Origin of the sequence: Bradyrhizobium sp. 155, assembly GCF_023101105.1 — a bacterium.
Taxonomy (GTDB): Bacteria; Pseudomonadota; Alphaproteobacteria; order Rhizobiales; family Xanthobacteraceae; genus Bradyrhizobium; species Bradyrhizobium canariense_D.
Genome location: NZ_CP064704.1, coordinates 2,096,403 through 2,119,635, shown reverse-complemented (window position 1 = coordinate 2,119,635; position 23,233 = coordinate 2,096,403). Strand labels below are relative to the sequence as shown.

19 protein-coding genes and 2 pseudogenes are annotated in these 23,233 nt (G+C 61.9%); 4 read left to right on the top strand and 17 right to left on the bottom strand.

Going from position 1 to position 23,233, the window contains the following annotated elements; translation table 11 throughout:
• The first annotated feature begins 7 nt into the window (after nucleotides 1-7).
• Nucleotides 8-2,386: a glucose/quinate/shikimate family membrane-bound PQQ-dependent dehydrogenase gene (locus IVA93_RS10225; RefSeq protein ID WP_018460406.1), complete on the top strand. Its 2,379-nt coding sequence runs from the start codon at nucleotides 8-10 to the stop codon at nucleotides 2,384-2,386.
• On the opposite strand, the gene IVA93_RS10220 is transcribed toward IVA93_RS10225, so the two are convergent.
• The 5 genes from IVA93_RS10220 to IVA93_RS10200 form a co-directional block, all read right to left on the bottom strand.
• Nucleotides 2,346-4,172, bottom strand: coding sequence for an SDR family oxidoreductase (locus IVA93_RS10220; RefSeq protein ID WP_026234024.1), 1,827 nt, complete (start codon nucleotides 4,170-4,172; stop codon nucleotides 2,346-2,348). The two genes, IVA93_RS10225 and IVA93_RS10220, sit on opposite strands and share 41 nt — an antisense overlap.
• Nucleotides 4,173-4,229: 57 nt before the next feature.
• Nucleotides 4,230-4,631 carry a hypothetical protein gene (locus IVA93_RS10215; protein ID WP_026234025.1) on the bottom strand — a complete coding sequence of 134 codons (402 nt, stop codon included), beginning with the start codon at nucleotides 4,629-4,631 and terminating at the stop codon, nucleotides 4,230-4,232.
• Between the two features lie 22 nt (nucleotides 4,632-4,653).
• Nucleotides 4,654-4,848 (bottom strand): hypothetical protein, encoded by a 195-nt coding sequence (locus tag IVA93_RS10210; RefSeq protein ID WP_018460409.1) that lies wholly within the window; start codon nucleotides 4,846-4,848, stop codon nucleotides 4,654-4,656.
• Between the two features lie 1,011 nt (nucleotides 4,849-5,859).
• On the bottom strand, nucleotides 5,860-6,747 hold the full coding sequence (locus IVA93_RS10205; protein WP_018460410.1) for a sigma-70 family RNA polymerase sigma factor: 888 nt from the start codon (nucleotides 6,745-6,747) through the stop codon (nucleotides 5,860-5,862).
• Nucleotides 6,748-6,767: 20 nt separating this feature from the next.
• On the bottom strand, nucleotides 6,768-7,076 hold the full coding sequence (locus tag IVA93_RS10200) for a hypothetical protein (RefSeq protein ID WP_026234026.1): 309 nt from the start codon (nucleotides 7,074-7,076) through the stop codon (nucleotides 6,768-6,770).
• A 197-nt stretch (nucleotides 7,077-7,273) separates the two neighbouring features.
• Between IVA93_RS10200 and IVA93_RS10195 the strand changes: the two genes are divergently transcribed.
• Both IVA93_RS10195 and IVA93_RS10190 read left to right on the top strand, forming a co-directional pair.
• The gene (locus IVA93_RS10195) at nucleotides 7,274-8,680 is read left to right on the top strand and encodes a DHA2 family efflux MFS transporter permease subunit (RefSeq protein WP_247789759.1); all 1,407 of its coding nucleotides are present in this window, start codon (nucleotides 7,274-7,276) and stop codon (nucleotides 8,678-8,680) included.
• Nucleotides 8,681-9,865: 1,185 nt separating this feature from the next.
• Nucleotides 9,866-10,342, top strand: coding sequence for a hypothetical protein (locus tag IVA93_RS10190; RefSeq protein ID WP_245288578.1), 477 nt, complete (start codon nucleotides 9,866-9,868; stop codon nucleotides 10,340-10,342).
• 51 nt (nucleotides 10,343-10,393) lie between these two features.
• Here IVA93_RS10190 and IVA93_RS10185 read toward each other — a convergent pair whose 3' ends face one another.
• From IVA93_RS10185 to IVA93_RS10165, 5 genes are read right to left on the bottom strand one after another with little or no spacing between them, the layout of a single operon-like run.
• Nucleotides 10,394-11,065 carry an ABC transporter ATP-binding protein gene (locus tag IVA93_RS10185; RefSeq protein WP_018460415.1) on the bottom strand — a complete coding sequence of 224 codons (672 nt, stop codon included), beginning with the start codon at nucleotides 11,063-11,065 and terminating at the stop codon, nucleotides 10,394-10,396.
• Nucleotides 11,062-11,805 (bottom strand): ABC transporter ATP-binding protein, encoded by a 744-nt coding sequence (locus tag IVA93_RS10180; protein WP_018460416.1) that lies wholly within the window; start codon nucleotides 11,803-11,805, stop codon nucleotides 11,062-11,064. The genes IVA93_RS10185 and IVA93_RS10180 overlap by 4 nt, the downstream gene beginning before the upstream one ends.
• Nucleotides 11,805-12,761 (bottom strand): branched-chain amino acid ABC transporter permease, encoded by a 957-nt coding sequence (locus IVA93_RS10175; RefSeq protein WP_085359164.1) that lies wholly within the window; start codon nucleotides 12,759-12,761, stop codon nucleotides 11,805-11,807. The genes IVA93_RS10180 and IVA93_RS10175 overlap by 1 nt, the downstream gene beginning before the upstream one ends.
• Complete coding sequence (locus IVA93_RS10170; protein ID WP_018460418.1) at nucleotides 12,761-13,660, bottom strand: branched-chain amino acid ABC transporter permease; 900 nt, start codon at nucleotides 13,658-13,660, stop codon at nucleotides 12,761-12,763. Before IVA93_RS10170 ends, IVA93_RS10175 begins: the two co-directional genes overlap by 1 nt.
• Nucleotides 13,661-13,715: 55 nt before the next feature.
• Nucleotides 13,716-15,017 carry an ABC transporter substrate-binding protein gene (locus IVA93_RS10165; protein WP_018460419.1) on the bottom strand — a complete coding sequence of 434 codons (1,302 nt, stop codon included), beginning with the start codon at nucleotides 15,015-15,017 and terminating at the stop codon, nucleotides 13,716-13,718.
• A gap of 265 nt (nucleotides 15,018-15,282) precedes the next feature.
• Between IVA93_RS10165 and IVA93_RS10160 the strand changes: the two are divergent.
• A pseudogene (locus tag IVA93_RS10160) lies at nucleotides 15,283-16,476 on the top strand (IS256 family transposase).
• A 1,316-nt stretch (nucleotides 16,477-17,792) separates the two neighbouring features.
• Here the strand turns inward: IVA93_RS10160 and IVA93_RS10155 are convergent.
• From IVA93_RS10155 to IVA93_RS10125, 7 genes and pseudogenes are all read right to left on the bottom strand, one after another.
• A pseudogene (locus IVA93_RS10155) lies at nucleotides 17,793-18,826 on the bottom strand (Gfo/Idh/MocA family protein).
• 6 nt (nucleotides 18,827-18,832) lie between these two features.
• Nucleotides 18,833-19,279, bottom strand: coding sequence for a type II 3-dehydroquinate dehydratase (gene aroQ, locus IVA93_RS10150; protein ID WP_018460420.1), 447 nt, complete (start codon nucleotides 19,277-19,279; stop codon nucleotides 18,833-18,835).
• A 13-nt stretch (nucleotides 19,280-19,292) separates the two neighbouring features.
• Nucleotides 19,293-20,039 (bottom strand): amino acid ABC transporter ATP-binding protein, encoded by a 747-nt coding sequence (locus IVA93_RS10145; RefSeq protein WP_018460421.1) that lies wholly within the window; start codon nucleotides 20,037-20,039, stop codon nucleotides 19,293-19,295.
• 62 nt (nucleotides 20,040-20,101) lie between these two features.
• A complete protein-coding gene (locus IVA93_RS10140) occupies nucleotides 20,102-20,929 on the bottom strand; it encodes a transporter substrate-binding domain-containing protein (protein ID WP_018460422.1) in 828 nt (275 codons plus the stop codon).
• Between the two features lie 51 nt (nucleotides 20,930-20,980).
• A complete protein-coding gene (locus IVA93_RS10135) occupies nucleotides 20,981-21,637 on the bottom strand; it encodes an amino acid ABC transporter permease (protein WP_018460423.1) in 657 nt (218 codons plus the stop codon).
• A 12-nt stretch (nucleotides 21,638-21,649) separates the two neighbouring features.
• Nucleotides 21,650-22,318 (bottom strand): amino acid ABC transporter permease, encoded by a 669-nt coding sequence (locus IVA93_RS10130; protein WP_007601261.1) that lies wholly within the window; start codon nucleotides 22,316-22,318, stop codon nucleotides 21,650-21,652.
• Between the two features lie 51 nt (nucleotides 22,319-22,369).
• A complete protein-coding gene (locus IVA93_RS10125; RefSeq protein ID WP_247299819.1) occupies nucleotides 22,370-23,224 on the bottom strand; it encodes a shikimate dehydrogenase in 855 nt (284 codons plus the stop codon).
• Nucleotides 23,225-23,233: the final 9 nt, after the last annotated feature.

Here is a 23,233-nt window from a genome sequence, read left to right as displayed (position 1 = left end):
TCGTTCAATGAATTGGCTCCGTGACGCGCCATTGCTGGCCATCACCATTGTGCTCGTCGCTATCATGGGACTGGGCCTCCTGGCTGGCGGTGCCTGGCTCGAGGCCCTCGGTGGCTCCGTCTACTATCTGATCGCGGGCATCATGCTTCTGCTCACGAGCTGGCTGCTCGGGCGCCGCCGCGCCGAGGCGCTCTGGGTTTATGCCGCGCTGCTGGCCGGAACGATGGCCTGGGCGATCTGGGAGGCCGGCCTCGATTTCTGGTCGCTGGCGCCGCGCGGCGACGTACTCGTGCCGCTTGGCCTGTGGCTGATGCTGCCCTTCATTGCCTCCCGCCTGGCGCCTCGCTTGCGCGCAGCGCGATGGGCGCTTGGCCTTGTGTTGGTCGCCGCAGCCATCGTCGTCGGCATGTCCCTGACGAGCGATCGCCGCGATCTTGCCGGCACGATACCTGAGGGCGAAACAACGGGGGCCATTGCGTCTCCCGAACCGGACCAGCCCGCTGCCGGCCAGAACTGGACGGCCTACGGCGGCAGCGGCTTCGGTACGCGCTTCTCGTCGCTGAGCCAGATCACCAAGGACAACGTCAAGGACCTCAAGCTCGCCTGGGAATTCCGCACCGGCGATCACAAGGGCCCGGACGATCCCGACGAGATCACCAACCAGGCGACGCCGCTCAAGGTGGGCGATCTGCTCTACACCTGCTCGCCGCACCAGATCGTGTTCGCGCTCGAAGCCGCGACCGGAAAACTGCGCTGGAAGTTCGATCCGCAGGTGCAGCACAACAAGGCCTTCCAGCACATGACCTGCCGCGGCGTGTCCTATCACGCGACCAAGCCCGGCGCGATAACTGCCGACGGCACGCCGGCCCCGAGCGATTGTGCGGGGCGCATTTTCATACCGACCAACGACGGACGGATGTTCGCGCTCGATGCGCAGAGCGGCGTGCCTTGCCAGGATTTTGGCAATCAGGGACAGATCGATCTCAAGCAGGGCAGCGAGATCCAGACACTCGGCTTCTACGAGGGCACCTCGCCGCCCGTCGTCACGGACAAGTTGCTGATCGTCGGCGGAGCGGTGATCGACAACTATTCCGATCGCGTGCCGTCGGGCGTGATCCGCGGCTTCGACATCTATTCAGGACGGCTGATCTGGGCATTCGATGCCGGCAATTCCGATCCGAACGAGATGCCCTCGGCCTCGCATCATTTCACGGCCGGCTCACCCAATTCCTGGAGCATTTCCGCGGTCGACGAGAAGCTCGGACTGGTCTATGTGCCGCTCGGCTCGAGTTCTCCGGATATTTGGGGCGGCGGCCGTTCGCCCGAGAACGAGCGCTACGATTCGGCATTGATTGCCCTCGATCTCATGACCGGGAAACTGCGTTGGTCGTTCCAGAACGTGCACCACGATCTCTGGGACATGGATATGCCGTCGCAGCCCAGTCTGGTCGATTTGCGCCTTAACGGCGGCGTGACGCCTGCGATCTACATCCCGGCAAAGACCGGCGACATCTTCGTGCTCGACCGCCGCGACGGGCGTCAGCTGGTGCCCGCACCGGAGAAGCCGGTGCCGCAGGGCGCCGCGAAGGGAGACCGGCTGTCGCCGACCCAGCCCTTCTCGGAGTTGAGCTTTCGCCCGCCCGGCATGCTGACCGACGCGCAGATGTGGGGCAGCACGATGTTCGACCAACTCGCCTGCCGGATCAAGTTCAAGCGCCTGCGCTATGAGGGGCCGTTCACGCCGCCGTCTGAACAAGGCACGCTGGTGTTTCCAGGAGACTTCGGCATGTTCGAATGGGGCGGCATTGCCGTCGATCCGCAACGCCTGATCGCGATCGCGAACCCTCAATCGATTCCCTTCGTCTCGCGTCTCGTGCCGCGCGGGAAAGACAATCCGGCAGCGCCGAACGCGGCGCATCCGCCGGGAACCGAGCTCGGCGTGCAGCCGATGTACGGCGCCCCCTATGGCGTCGACCTCGGCATTTTCCTCTCACCGCTCGGCATCCCCTGCCTTGCCCCGCCATGGGGCAACATCGCCGCGATCGATCTCAAGTCGCACAAGGTGGTCTGGCAGCATCGCATCGGCACGATCCGCGATCAGGCCCCGCTGCCGCTGCCATTCAAGCTCGGCGTTCCCATGCTGGGCGGTCCGATCGTCACCGCGGGCGGCGTCGTCTTCATCACGGGAACGATGGATGACTACATCCGCGCGTTCGACGTTCGCGATGGCAGACGGCTTTGGCAGGACCGCCTTCCTGCCGGCGGCCAGTCGACGCCGATGACCTATGAGGCCAACGGCAAGCAATATGTCGTCACGGTCGATGGCGGCCACGGCTCGTTCGGAACTAAACTCGGCGATTACGTGCGGGCCTACGCGCTGCCGTGATCTGCCTCGGCAGGACATGCTTGTGCTTGGCGACGCCTTGTCCCGATCTGCCAGCGCGACGCGCAACTGCTGAAGCCAGGAGAGCCACGCCCGCAGCTAGTCCCAGCGCCGCGAGCCCCTGACTGATGACCCCGGCAGGTGGGAGCTGCTTGCGTGACAGCCAACCGCCATCGATTGACGTGCCCTGCGGACCAGCTTCGATCATGGTGCCCTCGCTGCTCTTCGCCGGGCGCGCGCGCGACAGCAGGTAGCGGAAGGCAACCCCCAGGATGTTCTCGGTAATCTGCGGAGCCATCGCGTAGGCAATTTGGCCGGCACGCGCCGGCCAGCCCACGGCGACCTCATCTTGGGGTGCGCGGACGAGGCTCACGAACGTCTCGGCAACGTCCTCCGCCTGATACAGCAGCGGACCGGGATCGAGCGTCCGGCCGGACATGTTGGCGCCGTGGACGAAGCCCGGCGTGTCGACCATGGCCGGGAAGACGCCGCAGACATGGATGTTGCGATGAGCCCTGAGCTCCTGACGCAGGCTCGCGGTGAAGCCCCGAAGGCCGAATTTGCTCGCTGTGTAGGCCGCAGCAAAAGGCGTCGGAGCCCAGCCCCCGAGCGAGATGTTGTTGATCAAGATACCGCGGTTCTGGCGCAGGAAGATCGGAAGCACCGCGAAAGCGCCATGCATCGTGCCGAGGAGATTGACCTCGATCGTTCGGCGATGAAGTGCGATATCCGCGTCCTGATAGGCCCCGAAAACGCCGGTGCCGGCGTTGTTGATCCAGACGTCGATGCCACCGAGCGCGTCTTCCGCCTCTCGGGCCAGCCGCTGCACCGCCTCGGCATCGGTGACATCGGTCGGGATTGCCAATGCGCGGCCTCCGAGCGCCTCGCATTCTGCAGCGAGGCTCGTCAGGACTTCGGCACGGCGTGCCGCCAGGACCACGCTTGCGCCCTTTCCGGCGAAGGCCAGCGCCGCAGCACGCCCGATTCCGCTCGAGGCACCGGTTATGACGACGCGCGTGCCAGTCATTTGCCGCGGCTCGGATCCGGAGCCGCCCGCCGGAAGCAGCCAGTGCAGGGATCGCCGGAGACGCTCGGTTCCGTCCGCTTCGAACCAGTCGCCATGCGCGAAGATCACCCGCTCCGGCGACAGCCGTATGAGCCGCTCGGCTGCCGACCGCACGGAACGGCCGCCGAGGCGCAGCAGCAGTCGGAGATAGACCGGCGCCGTTCCGTTTGGCTTGGAAATGCCGAGGAGGTTTGCCGCGGCCTCGTTTGACGCGCTGAGATCATCGGGATCGAGATTTTGCACCAGATCCGTCAGGATCAGTGTCCGGCTGCGCTTGTCGAACAGCTCGATCTCGGAGAACATCGGAGCGTTCACCGAGACGGCTTCGAGGTCGGCCCTCCATTCCTCAGGCGTCGCCTCTCCAAGCTCGCGGTCGATGTGGATCCGTGCTGCTCGAACTTGCCGACGCGCCGAAAGGCCGCGCGCCGCGAAAGTCGTCACCTGTGGCAGCTCTCTCTGCCAGTCGGACAGGAACATCCAGTGCGCGATATTCGGCGCGAGCAAGTACCTTATCGGCCCTAGCCGCTCCAACTCACCGCGGAGAGTCGGCGAATGTCTCACCGGCGAATGCAGCACAAGATCGCCGTTCGAGAGCCGAATGACGGTCATACGCACCGGAAGTTTCAGACCGGCAGCGCTGATCGGGGCATCGTCCACGACCCAGATATCGTCCGTCGCTCGCGACAAACGGGCCGTCGACAAGGTAGCGTCGGAACTTTGCATGAGCGTCTTCCATCACAAGGCGTTTGCTCAAGCTTCGGGAGCGACGCTCGTTCCTCGCTAGGACGCCCGAGCCTGCATGCGGGCATTGCGTCGGCGACGGCGCGCGGCGAGTCGTCCTCGGATCCTCTCCGCCGGAATGTGCCGCGAGATCGCCGGGGCAAGCTCTGGTTCTGAGGGAGGTTGTTGGGTGGCAATCGGCGCTTGGTCCGGACGAGCTTCCATCAGACCGAGCACGGCGCGGCCCTTGGCCGTGATGCGCCACCCGCCATTTGTCCGGTCGATCAGCCCTTGCGAAAAGATGTCCAGCCCCGGCACCCGCCCGGCGAGCCGCCGGGTGCGCTCGGTCCAGTCGCGACCGCTGGTCGCCAGAATGGCCATATCCCGCTTGAGATCCTCCATGGCCGCGAACCCATCCGGGTAGCTCACCAGGATCTTGAGGACCGTCACGTGGAAATTCACCCCTGCCCCCACATGACCATCATCACATCGTCGGGACTTCTGAAAGGGCATTGCGGGCCGCTAGTTTGAGACGATCCGCAGAGATGTCGCCCCTGCTTGCAGTCTCCAGAAGCTTCGAGGCTACGCGAGTCCTGGCGCCGATCTCACAGCGTGGAACAGCTTCACACACCTCGTCGAGAACGGTGCGCAACAACGCCTTGGTCGCGGTATCGATCATGGAAAGCCCCGGCGGAAAGGTTCACGGTAGGGCAATCGCTCCGGCCAGGGATTCAACATTGTTAATGATCTTAAAATTTCGCTGCCTGGCCACTGCCGGCTTGGCGATGTCTTGGGCCTGCTGTGCGCGACCTTGCGGGCTCCTGCTCGGCATTGCTCGTGAAATCGGGGAACCTCCGTCGTCGGCCAATCGTTCGCATGCCATGGAGATTGTCGTTTTCGCGGTCCTCGTCCTCCTGGTTGCGACTGTAGTTCGGCATGCGTGATGGCGAACCGCGCAGCTTCGCATCCTCGCGGCTGATTCCGCCCGAGCTTTGCTTCGTCGCTTCACCCTCTTGTCCAAGAGGGCGCAGGGAAGGCCGGGTGCCGGCTGGCGCCCGCGGTCCGCTGCGCGAAAATGTAGCGCAAGGAAACCGCACAGCAGCATACAGGTGTAGCCAATCACTCGGCCTTCCCTGCGCGATGGTTGGACGGCTTATGCCGTGCTCTCCCGGGAGCCGAGTTCGTTCTGGCCTCCCTCGTCCCAGCGAAAGTCACCGGCACCGCGCCGGTTGACGCAGATGCCGCATTCGCCAGGGCTTGACCGTAGCAACGATGGCCAGGACCACACGGTTTTTGCCGTACGCACGGCTCGCCATTTCGCCGCAGTTTTTCCAGCCCTGTCGACGGAGCCGGAAACTTACAGACGAGACGAAGCCTAGCAGCGCCGCTCGTCGGAACGCAGCCTTGGGCTCACGGAGAGCAATCCGCCCTGCCCTTGGCCTCTCGCACCCGAACGCTGCCGCGTCCACCGCAAGCCCGGCTCGCGAACATGACGACCACAAGATCGCCCCTCAAGGATGAGCCGGGATGGCCAACACATACGCCGTTTCCGAATTTCGGTAAAGCGGAATATATTTGTGGAGAGGGGTTGACGGGATGGCGGGTGTTTTGCCCGACGGGCAGTCCTCCCATTCAACCTGCCACGGCCTTCTAGTCAAGCGACGCGCCTGCTCCGATGGAGAAGGCGAGTTCACCCTCTATCCACCACGCACTCCGCACCATCAATAACATAGGCTGCGTGACGAAAATCCCTGATGGTGGCGAGCTTGCCGGCGGACCAGTCGAGAAGCATGAAATATTTCGCCCGCCCGGCCGGCTTATTCGGATCGAACACGAGGATCGCGGGACGTCCCTCGACCTGCCCCGTCACCAGGTGCCAGTCGCTGTTCTTCGAATAATTGCCGAAATAGTTCGACACCTCGGCCTTGCCTTTCAGCCTGGTACGGTTGACGAGCTCGAGCCTGACGTCGTCGGCGATCATGGCGCGGATCGCGTCGAAGTCGCGGGCATTGAAATGGCCGACATAGGCGTTGAGTCGCGTGCGATCTGCTTCCGACAGGCCCGGCTGCGGCACATCGTCGGGCTCTCCGGCGAACTCCCGCAGCTGCGTGCGTCCGCGATGCAGCGCGGCCTTCACCGCCGGCAGGCTGAAATCCATGATGTCGCAGACCTCGGCAAGCGAGCAGCCGAGCACGTCCATCAGGATCACGCTGGAGCGCTGCGCCACCGGCAGCCGCATGAAGGTGCGAAGGCTGGTCGCGGCGATCTGGCGGCTTTCCACATCATCGAGCTGGTCGGCAATCATCTCCACCTCTTCAGCCGAGTGCAGCGCCTCCTGCCGGTTGCGGCGACGCAGGAAATCCAGCGCGGTGTTGTGCGCGATGCGAAACAGCCAGCCCTCCGTATTGACGGGCGTGACCGATTGCAGCGCTTCCATCGCCTTGATCAGCGCATCCTGCAACACATCCTCACCGTCGATGACCGAGCCGACCATGCGGGCGCAGTAGCGATGCAGTTTCGGCCGCATCCGCGCCAGCAGGGCCTCGGTATCGATGGTGGCCAGCGGGTCTGGCGCCATTGCTCCTCCGCTTCGCTTGTTCAGGACTCGTCCAGCATACGATAGTTGCCGACGATCCTCACATCACGAACCAGCGGCGGCTCCGCGCAGCGGTCGCGGATGCCGTCCTGGAACGTCTGAAATGCCTTGAGTTTCGGAATCGGGCTCGAGCCGTTTTCGGCCGCGGCCTCGACAAGATGGATGAAGGTGTCGTCCTCCAGCCGTAGCGTCAGGTAGCGCACGCCGTCCGGGCCGGCCGCCTTCAATTCGGCAAATACGGCCGAAACCAGCTCGGCATTCCGATCGGCCAGCTCCGGCCTGGCCTTGTACCTGATCAACGTCCTTCTCATCGCGCGCTCCTTGCTGATGTCGCGACCTGGTTCGCTCAAAATCGGGCAAATGGCCGCATCACCCCTAGGACGTTTGCCGGCAGGCGAAGGATGCGGCCCGGAACAAATTATTATTGGGCGCATCCTTTGCCGCTCAGCCCTCGTCTAGCCCGCAGAACGCGCCGCGACAGGCTGGCGCGACACACGGAGACAGGGCGATGCAGACCCCGATCAATCGCGCCGCGCAGAACTGGGTGCTCGGCGTCACCGCGCTGGCATCCTTCATGATGGCGCTCGATGCCATGATCATCACGACAGCATTCGCGACCATCCGCGCCGAATTCGGCAGCCCGGTCGAGACGCTGCAATGGACCGTCAACGCCTTCAATCTGACCTTTGCCGTGCTGCTCCTGACCGGCTCCGCACTCGGCGACCGCTTCGGTCGCCGCCGGATGTTCGCGGCCGGGCTCGCCCTGTTCGTCGTTGCATCGGCGGCCTGTGCGCTCGCAGGCAATGCCACCGCGCTGATCGCCGCCCGCGCGCTGCAGGGCGCCGGCGCCGCGCTGGTGATGCCGCTGGCAATGGCGATCCTGAGCGGCACGTTCGGCCGCGAGGAGCGCGCTCGCGCGCTCGGCATTTTCGCCAGCATCACCGGCTGCGCGCTGATCATCGGTCCCGCCATCGGCGGCTTCATTACCGAACATTTCGGCTGGCGCTGGGTGTTCTGGATCAACCTGCCGATCGGCCTGATCGCGATCGCCCTGGTACTGGCACGCTTGCGCGAAAGCTTCGGCCCGGCCGCCGCATTGGACATCCCCGGACTGGCGCTTGTCGCGCTTGCGGCGCTGGCGTGGGTGTGGAGTCTGTTGCGCGGCAACGCCGTGGGTTGGGCGAGCGCCGAAATCATGGCCGCGCTGATGGCAGGCCTGGTGTTCACAGCCGGCTTCGTTCTCTGGGAATTGCGCGCGACCGCGCCAATGGTGCCGATGCGGCTGTTTGCATCGCGGGCGCTTGCCTCCGGCATGTCCGCCAGCGTGCTGTTCTACGCCGCGATGTACGGCTTCTTGTTCCTGCTGCCGCAGTTCCTCCAGACCGCGCTGGGCTTCGACGCCTTCGGCGCCGGACTTCGCCTGCTGCCCTGGACCGCGACGCTGTTCGTCACCGCCCCGATCGCCGGCGCGGTCGTCAACAGGTTCGGCGAGCGGCCGCTAGTGGTGACGGGATTGCTGATGCAGGCGATCGGACTTGGCTGGATCGCGGAGCTCGTGAGCTCTGCGGTTACCTACTCCGCCCTGGTCGCGCCGCTGGTGCTGGCCGGCGTCGGCGTCTCGATGGCGATGCCGGCAGCACAGAACGCCATCCTGAGCTCGGTCGCGGTGGCCGAAATGGGCAAGGCGTCCGGCATCTTCAACATGGGCCGCTTCCTCGGCGGCATGTTCGGTATCGCCGCGCTGGTGGCGAACTTCTCGGCGCATGGCGGGGTCGATTCGGCCGCGCATTTCGAGAGCGGATTTGCCGCGGCGATGAGCCTCGCCGCGACGCTGTCACTGGCCGGCGCGATTGCGGGGTGTTTCCTGCCGGCACGGCGGCGGACCGCCGGAGCAGCCGCGCCGCAAGATGCGTGACACTGACAGCCATCAAAGCCGGAGGCGAGATGATCGCTTCGCGACCAAGTGCTGGCCTTCAATGATCGGCTAGCAGGTAGAATACCGGTTGCAGTTTCGACCACGCCGCCGCCGCGCCCAAGGCACTGTCAGGGCGCGGCGGCCTTGCGGACGATGCCGGCTGCGCGATCGGACTCGCGCTGGAGCTCTTCGCGGGTAACGATCCCGGTTGGCCCTGTGGCCGCGTCGACATCGACCGCGGCGACGCCCCCCGGCAGCGCCTTGACGTCGCTCCTCGATCACCTGCCCCGGCGAACAAGCGAATGCGCACGGGGCCGCGACGCCTTGGAGAAATTCTCTGGTTGGCGAAGCTATCGAGGCACGAAACCGAGAGATACTCGGTGATCTTCTCGGGCTCCAGGAGCCCGAGCTGGAACGAATGCGCAAAGACGGGGTCATCTAGCCCGTTGGGCAGCATCCTGTGACGATACCAACCGATTCTGCAGCAGCGGTCCCCTGCGGCGACGGGGCAGAAACAAAGGAAAGTCTCGCAGCAATCCGACCGCAAAAACGCCGACAACAAAACGTCGCACGAGACCCGTTTTGTTCTCAGCGACCCTTCTCGTCAGTTCTTGAAGAAGAGGGCTTATGCTTGGTGGGCGCACCAGGGCTCGAACCTGGAACCCGCAGATTAAGAGTCTCATCTTTCACAATAACTTTCAGCTACTTAGCTGTAAAACGCCGTCACAACAGCACTATCGAAATCAACAGGTTACAGACGAAATGTAAATTGCTCGGCGGCGCCTTCTGTACCTGCGACCGCTGCGTCCCGAACGCAGTGAACATCTTCTAAGTTGTTGATCTTTCTCTCATCGGCAGGTGCTTCCGTCCCGTTTTTGTTCACGCTCGTTTCACCCAATTCGTTGCGATTTCGTTGCGGCGGCGGCGAGGGAGAACGGCGCTCGGCGCGTCAGTGGGATCTTGGACTTGCGGCGGAGCAGCCGAGGCCTGCGAGGGTAAGCGTATTAGATTATGCGGTGATCTGTCGGGGGTTCGAGTCACTAGGGTGCTACCGTCTTTCCCCACACCAACCAGACCTGCGATATCTGATCCGATCCTTCGCGTGAGGCAGTTCATGGGCCTCGCACGATGGTCTGCACGGGTTGAACCATAATGGGCACGCACAGCAAACGGTCGCTGCCGTAGATGCTCGACACCTGGGCGCCACCGAAGTGCCGCCTACCGCTCGACACACGACACAACGACCCGGCAGAAATTGAAGGTGAAGCGTCCGTAGAGAAAGCCGCTTCCTGGCTCCAGTGCAGCCAGGCGATACGAATTGCCGAGAGCGCGGATAATCTCGACCATTTCCATGAATTCATGGTGCGTCAGCGCCGGGTGACGAAGCATGACATCGCGACACTCTCGAATGACATCGTCGCGGGCAAGTTCGGCAAGCCCTCCGTCAGCAACGCACGTCATATGCGCAAGGCCGCCTCGGGGTTGTTCAACTGGGCGGCTGAAGCGGGCCGCGACCATGTGACGGCCAGCCCCTGCGGACAAACTAAAACACCTGCACTAAGCCGACGTGCCCGAAATCCAACGACGGTCGATCTGAATCGCGACGATTACGAGGAACGGTCGAAACAGAGTGCCACGATCACGTGGCAGAGCGGACGCTGAATCGGTAAACCGCCGAGGTCTGCTTAGGCCGGCGGCTCCTCCACCGCGTCTTCAATTAGCTTGGCGGGCCTCGATCTCACCTCTTTCAATGGTAAGCGTCACGTCGGCAAAGGTTTCGAGCAGCTTTGGATTCGACTCGGTGATCAGCAGCGTAATGTCCTTATCCTGCAAACGAAGCCGCCGGAGTGCTTCCGCATATCGCTGCGCTAACACAGGCGCGAGACCCTGAAATGGCTCATCCAGGATAAGCAGCCGGGTACCAAGCATAAGCGCCCTCCCAAGCGCCACCATCTTGCCTTGGCCGCCCGAGACCGATCCCGCCGGACGTTTGGCAAGCTCTTTGAGTTCCGGCAGCACCGAATACGCTCGCTCCAGCCGCCGCCGCGTCTCGTCCGGATTCAGCTTGGCGACACGACCGGGAAGCAAAATATTTTCTTCGACGGTGAAGGCGGAAAACAGACGCCGGTCCTCAGGCGCGTAGCCAAGACCCAGCGACGGCCGGCGATGCGGCGCGATCGCTCCAAGATCTTCGCCGCCCAGACGAACGGTGCCGCTCGCTTTTGTGAAGCCCATGATAGTGCGCACGGTCGTGGTCTTGCCGGCGCCGTTTCGCCCGATAAGCGCTGCGCTCACACCCGGCAGCAGCGAGAAACTCACATTTCGCAACACAGGCGCGTCAGCAATCGCGACGTTGACATTCTCGAAACTCAGCATCGGTGTCATATCCCGATCACCTGTTCCCGGACCTTCGGGTCCGCCAGAACCTCAGCCGGCGTCCCAACCATCTGGATCTTGCCGACATTCCACACGGCGACGCGGTTGGCATAGCGCTCCACCATATCCATGTCGTGCTCGACGAAGACCGAGGTGACTTTCTCCTTTGCCAGCGCCGTGGTTAGAATGTCCATGATGGTGAGTTTCTCTGATGACGCGACGCCCGAAGTCGGCTCATCCATCAGGAGGAGCTTTGGCTTCAGCGCGAGCGCGAGTGCAATATCGACCAGCTTGCGTTGCCCTTCGGGCAGTTCGCGCGCCGTTCGTTCCGCATACGATTTGACACCGACGAGATCCAGCAGCCGCTTCATTTCCGGCACTTCCGGCATGAGAGAAAGAGCCTGGAAACCAGACGGACGGCCTCGCAGGGAGGCGGCCGCGATCAACATGTTCTCCATCACGGTCTGGTCGAGGAACAGCTGTGGTATCTGGAAGGCGCGGGCAATGCCGAGCCTGGTGATCGTACGTGGCAGCTGCGCGGTGATGTCGTGGCCGAGAAAGGTAACGGTGCCGGCTTGCGGCCGAAGATAACCGGTCGAGATGTTGAGGAACGTCGTCTTGCCGGCCCCGTTCGGCCCGATGATGGCAAGGTTTTCGCCTTCCAGGACGTCGAGGTCGATGCCATCGGCGGCGATGACGCCGCCGAACCGGATCTTGATGTTCTTGGCAGAAAGCAGGACGTTGGCCATTAATGCCCTCCCCGCCCGGATTGACCGTAGCGCTGGCGGAGGCCGATAAGGCCGTTCGGCGCGTAAAGAATGATGACGACCAGCACGACGCCGAGAATGAGCTGCCAAGAATCCGCCAGATGCGCCGCGGCATAGAACCGTACGCATTCGAACATCGCCGCGCCTGCAAACGCACCGAAAGCATGGGCGCTGCCACCGAGGATCGCGATGAACACGAACTCGCCGGACTTGGTCCAGAAGCCGAATTCGGGGGTCGCGATCTGCTGAATGATCGATACCAGAGTGCCGCCTATGCCGCCGAGAAATGCGGAGAACACGTAGCCGATGAGCAGCACGCGCCGCGCCGACATGCCAAGATATTCGAGCCTGGTTTCGTTAGATTTCATTGCCCGCAACATGTGACCGAGCGGGCTGTCGAGATAGCGTTGCACGCCGTAGAAGGCAGCAATCGCGACCAAAAGGCTCACGTAGAGAATAACGTATTGGAACGTCTCCGGCGTGAACGAAAACCCAAACAAGCCAGGACGGGCGACCCGGATGCCGTCCGCGCCGTTAGTGTAGTGGAACATTTTCTCGAGCAGCGACCACAAGACCATGGAGAATGCCAGGTTCAGCATTCCAAAGAAAATTTCCCTGTAGCGAACCACGAACAGGCCGACGATCAGGCCAAAAACGGTAGAGGTTATGCCTCCCAGCGCGAGAAAGATCAGGATATCGCCGCCGCCGATGTACTTGCCCCAGAACGCCGCGGTATAGGCGCCGGTGGCGAAGAACATCGCGTGTCCGAACGATACTTGTCCCGCCTGCAGCAACAGGACGATGCCGAGCACCACGATGCCCTTGGCGAGGATGAGCGCGAATAACGTCGCCCAGCTCGCGACGAAGAGCGGCAGTACCGCGCTGGCCAGAAACAAGATGATTGCGACTGCCGTGATCGGCTTGATACGGCCCGCCATCAGATTTTTCTCATCTGCACCGTACCGAACAGTCCGAACGGACGCACCAGAAGCACCAGTACCATCAGCAGATAGGGTACGAGAACTTCGAACTCCGGCTGCAGATAGATGACGAAGGCGCGCGTCAAACCGATCATAAGGGCCGTAAGGGCGGTGCCCTCGATCTGCCCCAGACCCGCAGTGGCTGCCACCGCGAACGAGAGCACGATCATGTCCGCGCCCATGCCGGGCACCAGCGACGTGGTCGGCGAAGCAAGCGCGCCGCCGAGCGCCGCCAGGCTCGCCCCGATGATGAACGTAATAGAGTAGACGCGTTGGGCGTCGATGCCGATGGCGGTTGACGCCTCCCGATCCTCGGTTACTGCTAGAATCACGGCTCCCGCAAGAGTTTTCCGCAAGAAGTAACGCAGTCCGAACAGCGTCGCGACTGCCACGCCTGGAAGCAGGACGACCTGGTAGGACGTATAGTTCACGCCGAATACGCTGATGTTCGGCAACAGCTTCAAGGGCTCAGCAGCGAAGATGGGCTGCACGCCCCAGATCAGACGCTGCAGATTGTCCATGATCATGAAGGCCGCGAAGGTGATCAGGAGCTGCAACACGTCGTCTCGTCCGTAAAGCGGCCGCAACAGGAAGCGCTCGATGAAACCGCCGCACACAAACCCTATGACGATGGAGGCAACCAGCAATGCGGGATAGGTAAGCCACGGCGACACCTGCGCAATCACGAGGCTCAACGTCGCGGCGAGATAGGCGCCAAAGGCATAAAGCGACCCGTGCGCGACATTCACCACGCGAAGCACACCGAAAATCAGGCTCAGCCCGACGGAAACCAGGAACACCAAGGCGGCGTAACTGATCCCGTCAAGGACGGCCAATATGGCGAGAGTCGAATTCATGGAGACCTTCAGGAAAGCCGTCCTGCGGTTTTTGCCCGGAGGACGATGATCTGGCCTACTGCTTGAAGGTCGGAACGTCCATTTTAACGAATTCCGGCTTGAGCGTCTTCAGCCACTCGACCGAGCGCACGCCCGCCGGATTGGTGATCACCTTCGGATCAAAGATCATCATGTTGTCGAGCAGTTTGAAGTCATAGCCCGGGAAAGACTTGGTGACGCCGACGAGCTGCGCTTCCAGACCTTGGTTGTCCTCGGGCCTCAGCGTGATCGGCCGGCCGAAACCGGTCGCGAACTCGGTGCCGGAGGTTGCGTCTACGACCTGCTCCCGTGTCGGCCAGTTGCCGCCATTGGCCTTGATCGCCTTGTCATAGGCAGCTTGCAGCGCCGTGAAAGCCTGCGCCATGTGGTAGACGGGGTAAATCGGCCAGGCGCCGGTCTTTGCCTTGAATGCCTCGGCAAACGCCTTGAAGGCCGGATCGTTCTTCTTTTCAGGATGCAGGAACCAATGATCGCCACGCGCGCCGACGATCAGGCCTTCCGGCAGATCCTTGCCCAGTCGCTGGATCGAGGATTCGCCGATGCCCAACACGAAGGTCGACTGTTGCAGCAGGCCGCGTTGACCGGCCTGACGGACCAGCGTGTCGAGATCGCCGCCCCAGGAGGTGGTTAGAACGACATCCGGCCGCAATGCCAGTAAGCGCGAAACTTCGGTGGAATAGTCCGGCGCACCGAACTTCGGAAAAAGCTCCGCCAACACCTGAACGTCGGGCTTCAGCGCCTTCAATGCGGTGGAGAAGATTTCCCAGCTTTCGCGGCCCCACGCGTAGTCCTGATTGACGACCGCGATGGTCTTAAAGTCGGGCTTTGTCTTAAGGAGATAGACGAGCACCGCCAGCATCTCCGGCGTGCCGTTAGCCTGCGTGCGGAAATTGTAGCGATATTTCTTCGTCTCCAGAATAGAAGCCGCACCGCAATCCCACATAAAGTTCATGACTTTGAGGTCTTCGGCGACCGGGACAAGCTGATTGCAGCTGCCCGAGGAGATGGAGGCGAAAGTCACGTCGACCTTTTCGTCTTGCACCATGCGCCGGTAGTTCGAGACCAATGCCTCGCCGCCGGCGCCTTCATCGATGAAAGACAGTTTTACCGGTACACCGCCGATTCCGCCCTTCTTGTTGAGGTCTTCTGCAATCATCTCGGCCGCGGCCTTTGCCGGTACGCCGAATACGGAAGCCGGTCCCGACAGGAAAGTGGTGATACCGATCTTGATTTCCGGCGGCTTGCTCTGCGCAAGCGCAGCGCCCGTAAAAGCTGTGATGACTAGACCGGCTGCAACTGCGGCTTTCAGCAAAAGCATTTGAATCTCCCCATTTTTAACTTGCGTTGACCGGGCGGCCATCGCGATTTTTCTTGCCGCGACGCTACTTATAATTCTGAAATATTGCCAGCACTTACTAGTTGCTGGGGTCGTGTCCCCGGTGGTGGTGTAGCTCGGTAGAGCAAAGCCGCCCGGATGCGCGCCTTCAAATAGCGCCGTAGCGGGCGGGCAGCTTTGCGGTGGTCACCGGCAGTTCTCCGGTAGGATCGGGTTGCGACACGCCAACGCAACCGAGGAACCACCGATGACCGAAGACATGATGAACCTGCGCACGCTCGTAGAGAAGACCCCCGACGCCGATCTGCTGCGCGAGATGATCGGCTTTGCCGCCCAGCGCCTGATGGAGCTGTGGAAGGCCAGACCGGGGCGGCCTACGAAGAGAAGAGCCCCGAACGCCTGGCCCAGCGCAACGGCTACCGCGACCGGATCTGGGAGACCCGCGCCGGCGCGGTTGAGCTGCACATTCCCAAGCTGCGCGAGGCTCCTACTTCCCGGGCTTCCTGGAGCCGCGACGCATGGCCGAGAAGGCGCTCACCGCCGTGGTGCAGGAAGCCTATGTGCAGGGCGTCTCGACCCGCTCGGTGGACGACCTCGTCCAGGCCATGGGCATGACCGGCATCTCCAAGAGCGAGGTCAGCCGGCTGTGCGGCGAGATCGATGACAAGGTGAAGGCCTTCCTCGCCCGTCCGATCGAGGGCGACTGGCCGTATCTGTGGATCGACGCCACCTACGTGAAGGTGCGCCAGAATGGCCGCATCGTCTCAGTCGCGGTGATTGTCGCGGTTGGCGTCAATAGCGACGGCCGACGCGAGGTCCTCCGCATTGGCATCGGCCCTTCCGAGGCCGAGACGTTCTGGACGGCGTTCCTGCGCCAGCTCGCCCGCCGCGGCCTGCGCGGCGTCAAGCTGGTCGTGTCCGACGCCCACGAAGGCATCAAGCCCACCGTGGCCAAGGTGCTCGATGCCAGCTGGCAGCGTTGCCGCGTCCACTTCATGCGCAACGCGCTGGCGCATGCCGGCAAGAGCGGGCGGCGCGTCGTCTCCGCCTTCATCGCCACAGCGTTTGCCCAGGACGACGCCGAGGCCGCGCGAACCCAGTGGCGCAAGGTCGCCGACCAGCTCCGCCCCAAGCTGCCCAAACTTGCCGGCTTCCTCGACGAGGCCGAGACCGATGTGCTCGCCTACATGACCTTTCCGCACAGCATCGGACCAAGCTGCACTCGACCAACCCGATCGAGCGTCTCAACGGCGAGATCAAACGGCGGACCGAGGTGGTCGGCATCTTCCCCAACGATGACGCCATCACTCGCCTCATCGGCGCGATCCTGCTCGAACAGAATGATGAATGGGCCGTCCAGCGTGCCCGCTACATGGCACTGGAAACCATCGCGCCGTTGAGCGATGATCCGAGCGTCAGCATCACGGCTATCGCCAGCTGACCAGCCCGGCTCTCCAGCCGGCGAACGCGGTGACCCGCCGCCAGCTACACCACGCCACGGGACACGATCGGTGCTGGTGGGAAGGGCTTCCGCGGCTCGACAGTATATAATGAGATTGGTTCAGTATGCTCATGAACCTTACCGACCGTCCCACTTGCCCCCACTCGGAGCGGTTATCGACTGCGAAGCGTGAATGCGCGCTTGGCTACGTATGCCTCTGGAGAGAGAAGTGATCAATTTAAAGGGTGTGGTTGCACTCGCTTTCAAAGCGAACGCGCTGTCGCATCACCACTGTCCCCTGTGAGCCCTGCCGCGCATGCGATAGCAATCGTTCGACAGAGCCGTTTAGCAATTTCGAGTTCCGTTTTCCGCTTCTGCAGAATAGCTATCGCCATCGCAGAGCCAATAGTCGTCGAGCGGTTTGAAACCGTCAAAATTCACTGCCACCCCCACTGTCCAGTGGTGATCGAACCGGTCTCTGCCAATCGTCTCCACGGAAAAAGGTAATTTCTGCGGTTTGGGCTGGAGACTTTCGACGACTTCTCGCCAAGGTTGCCGGTTTCAGAGGAGCAGAGACTTTAGAGAGCCGCACAAAAATCCCGTAAAATGCGGCACTTTCAGCCAATACGGTCCCACTCTCTATAATTGAGTGACTGCTTGGCTGCGGCGGGAGAGATCGAACCTCCGAATGGCGGAATCAAAATCGCCGATGCACAAATCGGTCTATCGGCGCTTCGAGACCGGATCGGTTCTCCTCTATGACCGCATGGCGGCTTATTGGCCAGACAACATAAGAGTTCACATCGACTTCAAGCACTATTTCGGTGGAGGCGCTGCGCGGCTACCCAATGCGTCGCTGATGAAATTGAACAGAAGTGGAGAATGCCGGCTATGTCGGGCGGCTCTGATCTACATACAACATCAAGGAAGTGGTTCTGCCGGACGGCCTTCGAGTCGCCTTGGCCTCCGTCGAGACGGACAGAGTAGATCACAATGCCGGTGGACTCGCCGGCTGGCCGTCAAGAACACCGTTTGAAAAACCGTTTTAGTCCGTCGGTCTCAAACGGTTTCTCTTGCTAAGGTCTTGATTTATTTGGTGGGCGCACCAGGGCTCGAACCTGGGACCCGCTGATTAAGAGATAGCGACGGGTAGAGAACAATCAATGACTTACCAATCGCACCACTGGGTTTATCCGGCCGAAAACGGGCCTTCGTCGCAGGATCATAGTGCTCCCAGCATTGTCTATCAGCGGCACCTTGATGGTTCGCCAAATAAAATATCGATACTTCAGCGTAGACACCTGTGCTTACCAGAGTCAAAACGACACGAGATCTCCGGTTTCCGCTGCGCGCTTGACCGCGTCGATCACCCTGAGCGTTTTTAGCCCTTCGCGCCCGCTCACCACAGGCGTGGCCGTGCCGCGGATAACGCCACAGAAATTTGCGATCTGCAGGCCAAGCGGGTCTTCTTTCTCGAACCTCAGCCGCTCGCGCTCGATCGGCGCCCACCAGCTGGCCTTGCTCGGGTGATGCCACAGATCGAGTTGCGGAATGGCCAGCGATGCCCTCGTGCCGCCGATCTGGTAGCAGGTCTCCAGCGTATGCTGTAGGCCGGATTCTCTCCGGTGGTGAATTCCCAGCTCCAAGGCGACTGGATGGTATCGGAGACATTGACCGTTCCCAGCGCGCCGGACGCGAAGTGCAGGATGATCACCGCGGTCTCTTCGACCGCATTTCCACGCAGCCGATTGGATTGGGCAGCCTGTACCGCCACGATATCCCCGCACAGGTACCGCAGCAGGTCGACATCGTGGATGAGATTCACGAAAGCGGGACCCGCTCCTTTCTCGCCGCGCCAGGGCACTTCAAAATAATCGTCCGGCTTGATCAGCCAGAACATGCCATGCACTGACACGATCTGACCGAGCCTGCCGCTGTCGATCTCCGCCTTGGCGCGCTGGATCATCGGGTTGTGGCGACGGTGGTGGCCGGTTAGCAGCGGCACGCCCGCCCGCTCGGATGCTTCGACCAACGTCTGTGCCGCCACGATATCATCCGCTAACGGCTTCTCGATCAGCGCCGGGATGCCCGCAGCGATACAATCCATGCCGTTGGCCACGTGCATCTGGTTGGGGGTGGCGACAACCACCCCCTCCGGCCGGTTTTCAGAGATCATGTCCTGAACGGACGAAAACCAGTCCACCTTGAGCGATACCGCCAACTCCCGTGCAACCGGCATCGGATCGACGATTGACGATAAGACCGCCTCCGGCCGCGCGAGAATATGTTCAATGTGTCGCTTGCCGATGAGACCCGCTCCCATGACCGTCAGGCGGACGGGTGCACTCATACGATTCTATCCCTTCTCATCGAGCAGCTTGGCCAACCGACGCAAACCGAGCAGATAACCCTGAGTGCCGAAGCCTGCAATAACGCCATCAGCTCGTTTGGAAACGAACGAGCGGTGGCGGAATTCCTCGCGCTTGTGCACATTGGAAATGTGCACCTCGATTACTGTCCCCTCGAACGTGTTCAAAGCGTCTAGGATGGCGACCGAGGTATGGGTGAAAGCCGCGGGATTCATGACGATGCCGACAGCCGTCTCGCGCGCCTCGTGGATCCAGTCGATCAGCTCGTATTCCCTGTTCGACTGGTGAAAGCGCATCTCCAGAGCCAGCTCCGTGGCTAGCCCCCGACAATCTCGCTCCACATCCGCAAGCGTCTCGTGGCCATAGATGTGGGGCTGACGCTTGCCAAGCAAATTGAGATTTGGCCCGTTGAGGACGTAGACAAGACGGCTCATGGAATAACTCCGTTCAGTGATGGGCGAGGATCTCGCCAAGGAACTGCTTGGTGCGAGCGTGCTGCGGATTGCGGAAGAAAGCGTCGGGCACACCTTCTTCGATGATCTGCCCTTCAGCCATGAAGATGACACGGTCGGCAACCTGGCGGGCAAAACCCATTTCATGGGTGACGCAAATCATGGTCATGCCGTCGTTGGCGAGGCCAATCATCGTGTCGAGCACTTCCTTGACCATTTCCGGATCGAGAGCCGAAGTCGGTTCATCAAACAACATGACCTTGGGCTGCATGCAGAGAGCACGCGCGATCGCGACACGTTGCTGCTGACCGCCCGAGAGTTGCGCCGGATACTTCTCGGCCTGCTCGCCAATGCGCACCCGCTCGAGATATTTTCGCGCGCTCGCCTCCGCTTCGGTCTTGCTGATGCGGCGCGCGCGAATGGGCGCGAGCATGCAGTTCTGCAAGACCGTCATATGCGGAAAAAGGTTGAAGCTCTGAAAGACCATGCCGACGTCCTGGCGTACGACATCGATGGCTTTGATGCTGTCGTCAAACCGATGACCGTTCACCACGATACTGCCCTGCTGGATTGCCTCCAGGCGGTTGATACAGCGTATCAGCGTCGACTTGCCCGAACCGGACGGACCGCAAAGCACGATCTTTTCCCCTCTGCGCACAGTGAGGTCAACGTTGCGGAGAGCCTGATACCCGCCGTACCATTTCTGCACGCCCTTCATTTCGATCAGGATCTGGTCCTGCATGGATTCGGCCTCCGTTATCGGACGGCGGCCAACGCGCCCAGCGCGTCGGCCGCTTGCAGTGACTATTGAACTGTGAACGGAACGCCGGGGACCGAGTCGGGGAAGACCGGCACGGGCGCCTTCATCCACTTGGCGTAGAAAGCGGCCAATTTGCCATTGGACTTGATCTGGTCGACGAATTTGTTCGCCGTCTCGTTCCACTCCTTCTCTCCGAGGCGCGTGCAGGCCCCGTTGTACAAGGCGGTGAAGTGAAGCTTGGGCTCGAACCCAAGTTCCGGCTTTGCAGCGTTCAGACGCTGCGGGTAGAAGCTGTTTGCCCCGACCGCCTGCACCTGACCCGAGAGCAGTGCCTGGATCGTGGCCGCGTCATCATCAAACCTGCGGATTTCGGCGCCCGCAGGAGCATTATTGGTTACCTGGGTGTCCTGCGTGGAGGAGCGTGGGACGCCGATAACGTACTTCCCCATATCGGCGTTACTGTTGATCGGCGTTGCCTGGGCAGCGACAAGTGTAATCTCATTGGCAACATAGGGTTTGGAATATTGTACCACCTTCGCACGCTCGGGCAGCATGGCCATGGTCGCGAACAGAATGTCTACGCGGCCTGTGGTCAGCGCCGGAATACGATTGGCCACCGCCAGCGGGACGAACTCGGCCTTCACGCCGAGATATTCAGCGAAGGCACGCCCCATGTCGGCATCGATCCCATCCTGCTTTCCTGAGCTATCGACATAGCCCCAGGGCGGATTATCGCCCTGAATGCCGATGACGACGACGCCCTTCTTCTTCACGTCCTCCAGAGTGCCCGCCTGCGAGCCGCCTGCGACAACGATGGCCGACAGCGTCAGCAGCGTAACGCCGAGTTGGCGGCGATTGAGCGAAAACAACATGAGTATCTCCTCCTGGTGATGGCTGTGTTTGATTGAGTAGGTGCGCCGAACCTACCTTTGACCGGCCAGGGCGAGCCTGGCCTCCATCCGACTGCCCCACCACGAGAGTGGCCAGCAGAGGATGAAATACATCGCGCCGACCACACCGAAGACGAGCAACGGCTGGTAGGTCTGGTTCGACACGATTTGACCGGCGCGGGCGAGTTCGATGAAGCCGACGATGGCAGCGAGCGAGGTACCCTTGATGAGCTGCACGAGATAGCCAATGGTCGCCGGCAGCGCGATGCGAATGGCTTGCGGCAGCACGATGTCGCGCATGCGCGCGGAATAGTGTAGACCGAGCGCCATCGCGGCCTCGGTCTGACCGCGAGGCACGGCCTGGATTGCGCCGCGCCAGATCTCGCCCAGAAAAGCCGAGGCGTTGACGGTGAACCCAATCGCGACCGCAACGAATGCTGACAGCTTCAATCCGAGGAGCGCCAAGCCGTAATACACCACGAACAGTTGCAGCAGCAGCGGTGTCCCCTGGAAGATTCCGATATAGATCCGAACTATCCATTCCACGGTCGTGCGACCGCAGGTGCGCAACAATGCGACGACCAGGCCGGCGGTACAGCCACCGACGAATGCAACCAGCGTCAGGAGTACCGTCCATTGCAGACCACGCAGGAGGAAGCCGAACTCGGGAACGCCGAAATGCGGTGTCATGATCTGTGCTCCTCAGCGCGTCGGATATGAGAAGAAGCGGTGAGAGATGATTGCGAAGCCCGCCATCAGCAGCCAGGAGATCGCGAGGTAGAGGAAAGTGACGAAAAAATAGACCTCGAAGCTGCGGAATGTGTCGCTTTCGATTCGCTGCGCGACCGACGTCAATTCGTAAGCCGACACAGCCGAACAGATCGACGAGGTCAGCGTCAGCATGATGAACTGTCCCGTGAGCGAGGGATAGATCGCGCGAAGCGCGGGCTTGAGTACGATGGAACGGAATACCTGCCCTTTGTGCAGTCCGAGCGCGTAGCCAGCCTCGATTTGCCCTTTGTGAATCGATTGCACGCCGCCGCGGATGATCTCGATGGCGTACGCGCCTCCGTTGACGCCGAGTGCGATAATGGCCGTGGCGGTCGGATTGAGCTTTACCCCGACGAGCGGCAGTGCAAAGAACAGAAAGAAGATCTGCACCAGGAACGGCGTGTTGCGCACGATTTCGACGAAGCCGATCACGATGGCGCGCAACCAGGCCGCCTTCGCATCGCGGGCCGCGACGCCCGCGACGCCGATGATCATTGCGAGCGTCATGCCAGCAAGCGCCAAACCCAACGTCCCCACGCAACCCCACAGCAACGCGGGCATTGCGTGCCAAACCACCGAGAAATCGAGCGTGTAGCCCATCTTGCGTTTCCTCTCGGGCGTTGTGCGTGCCGCTCGCCCATCGGCCGGGTGTCACCCTCCCAGGGATGCGAAAGTTGCGAAGAAGACGTCTGGATCAGGCGAGACGCCCGTGAACAGGCGGAACGCTTCGGTGCCCTGGAAGATAGCCATTCCGCCACCATCGACCGTGCGGCAGCCGAGGGCCCGCGCCGCGCGCAGCAGCGCGGTCTCCAGCGGGAAGTAGATGATCTCGGCAACCCAGAGACCGGAACACAGCATCGCCAGCGGCAGCGGCGTTCCCGGATATTTGTCCATGCCGATCGGCGTCGCGTTGACAATTCCGTCTGCGGCCGCCACGGCGGCGGCAACATCCTGGCCGACCCTCAAGCGCCCTTCTACAAATCGAGAGGACAAGCCGTCGACCACGCTCTGCGCCTTGGCCAGGTCGACGTCTATGATGGTCAGTTCCTGCACGCCAAGCTTCATCAGCGCGAAAGCAACCGCCGCACCGGCGCCGCCTGCGCCGAATTGCACGACGCGACCAAGTGGTGCACCTTGCATGTTGCGGCGGAAATTCTCCGCGAAGCCGAACCAGTCGGTGTTGTGGCCGGTCATTCGGCCGTTCCTGACGACCACGGTGTTCACCGCACCAAGCGCCTCGGCGTCGGGCGAAAGCTCGTCCAGCAGTGGAAGGATCGCCTGCTTGCAGGGATGGGTTACGTTCAAACCGTCAAAGCCCATCCGCCTTGCGGCCGTGAGCAATTCCGGCAATGCTTCGACGCCGAGGTTCAACTCGGTCAGATCGATCTTCTTGTAGAGATAGCGGATGCCAGCGGCGTCGGCGGCCGCTTCGTGCATGGGCGGCGTGCGAGACGCCGAGATGCCGCTGCCGATCAGGCCGACGAGAAAGCCGGGTTTGCGATGCATTGTCGGCGT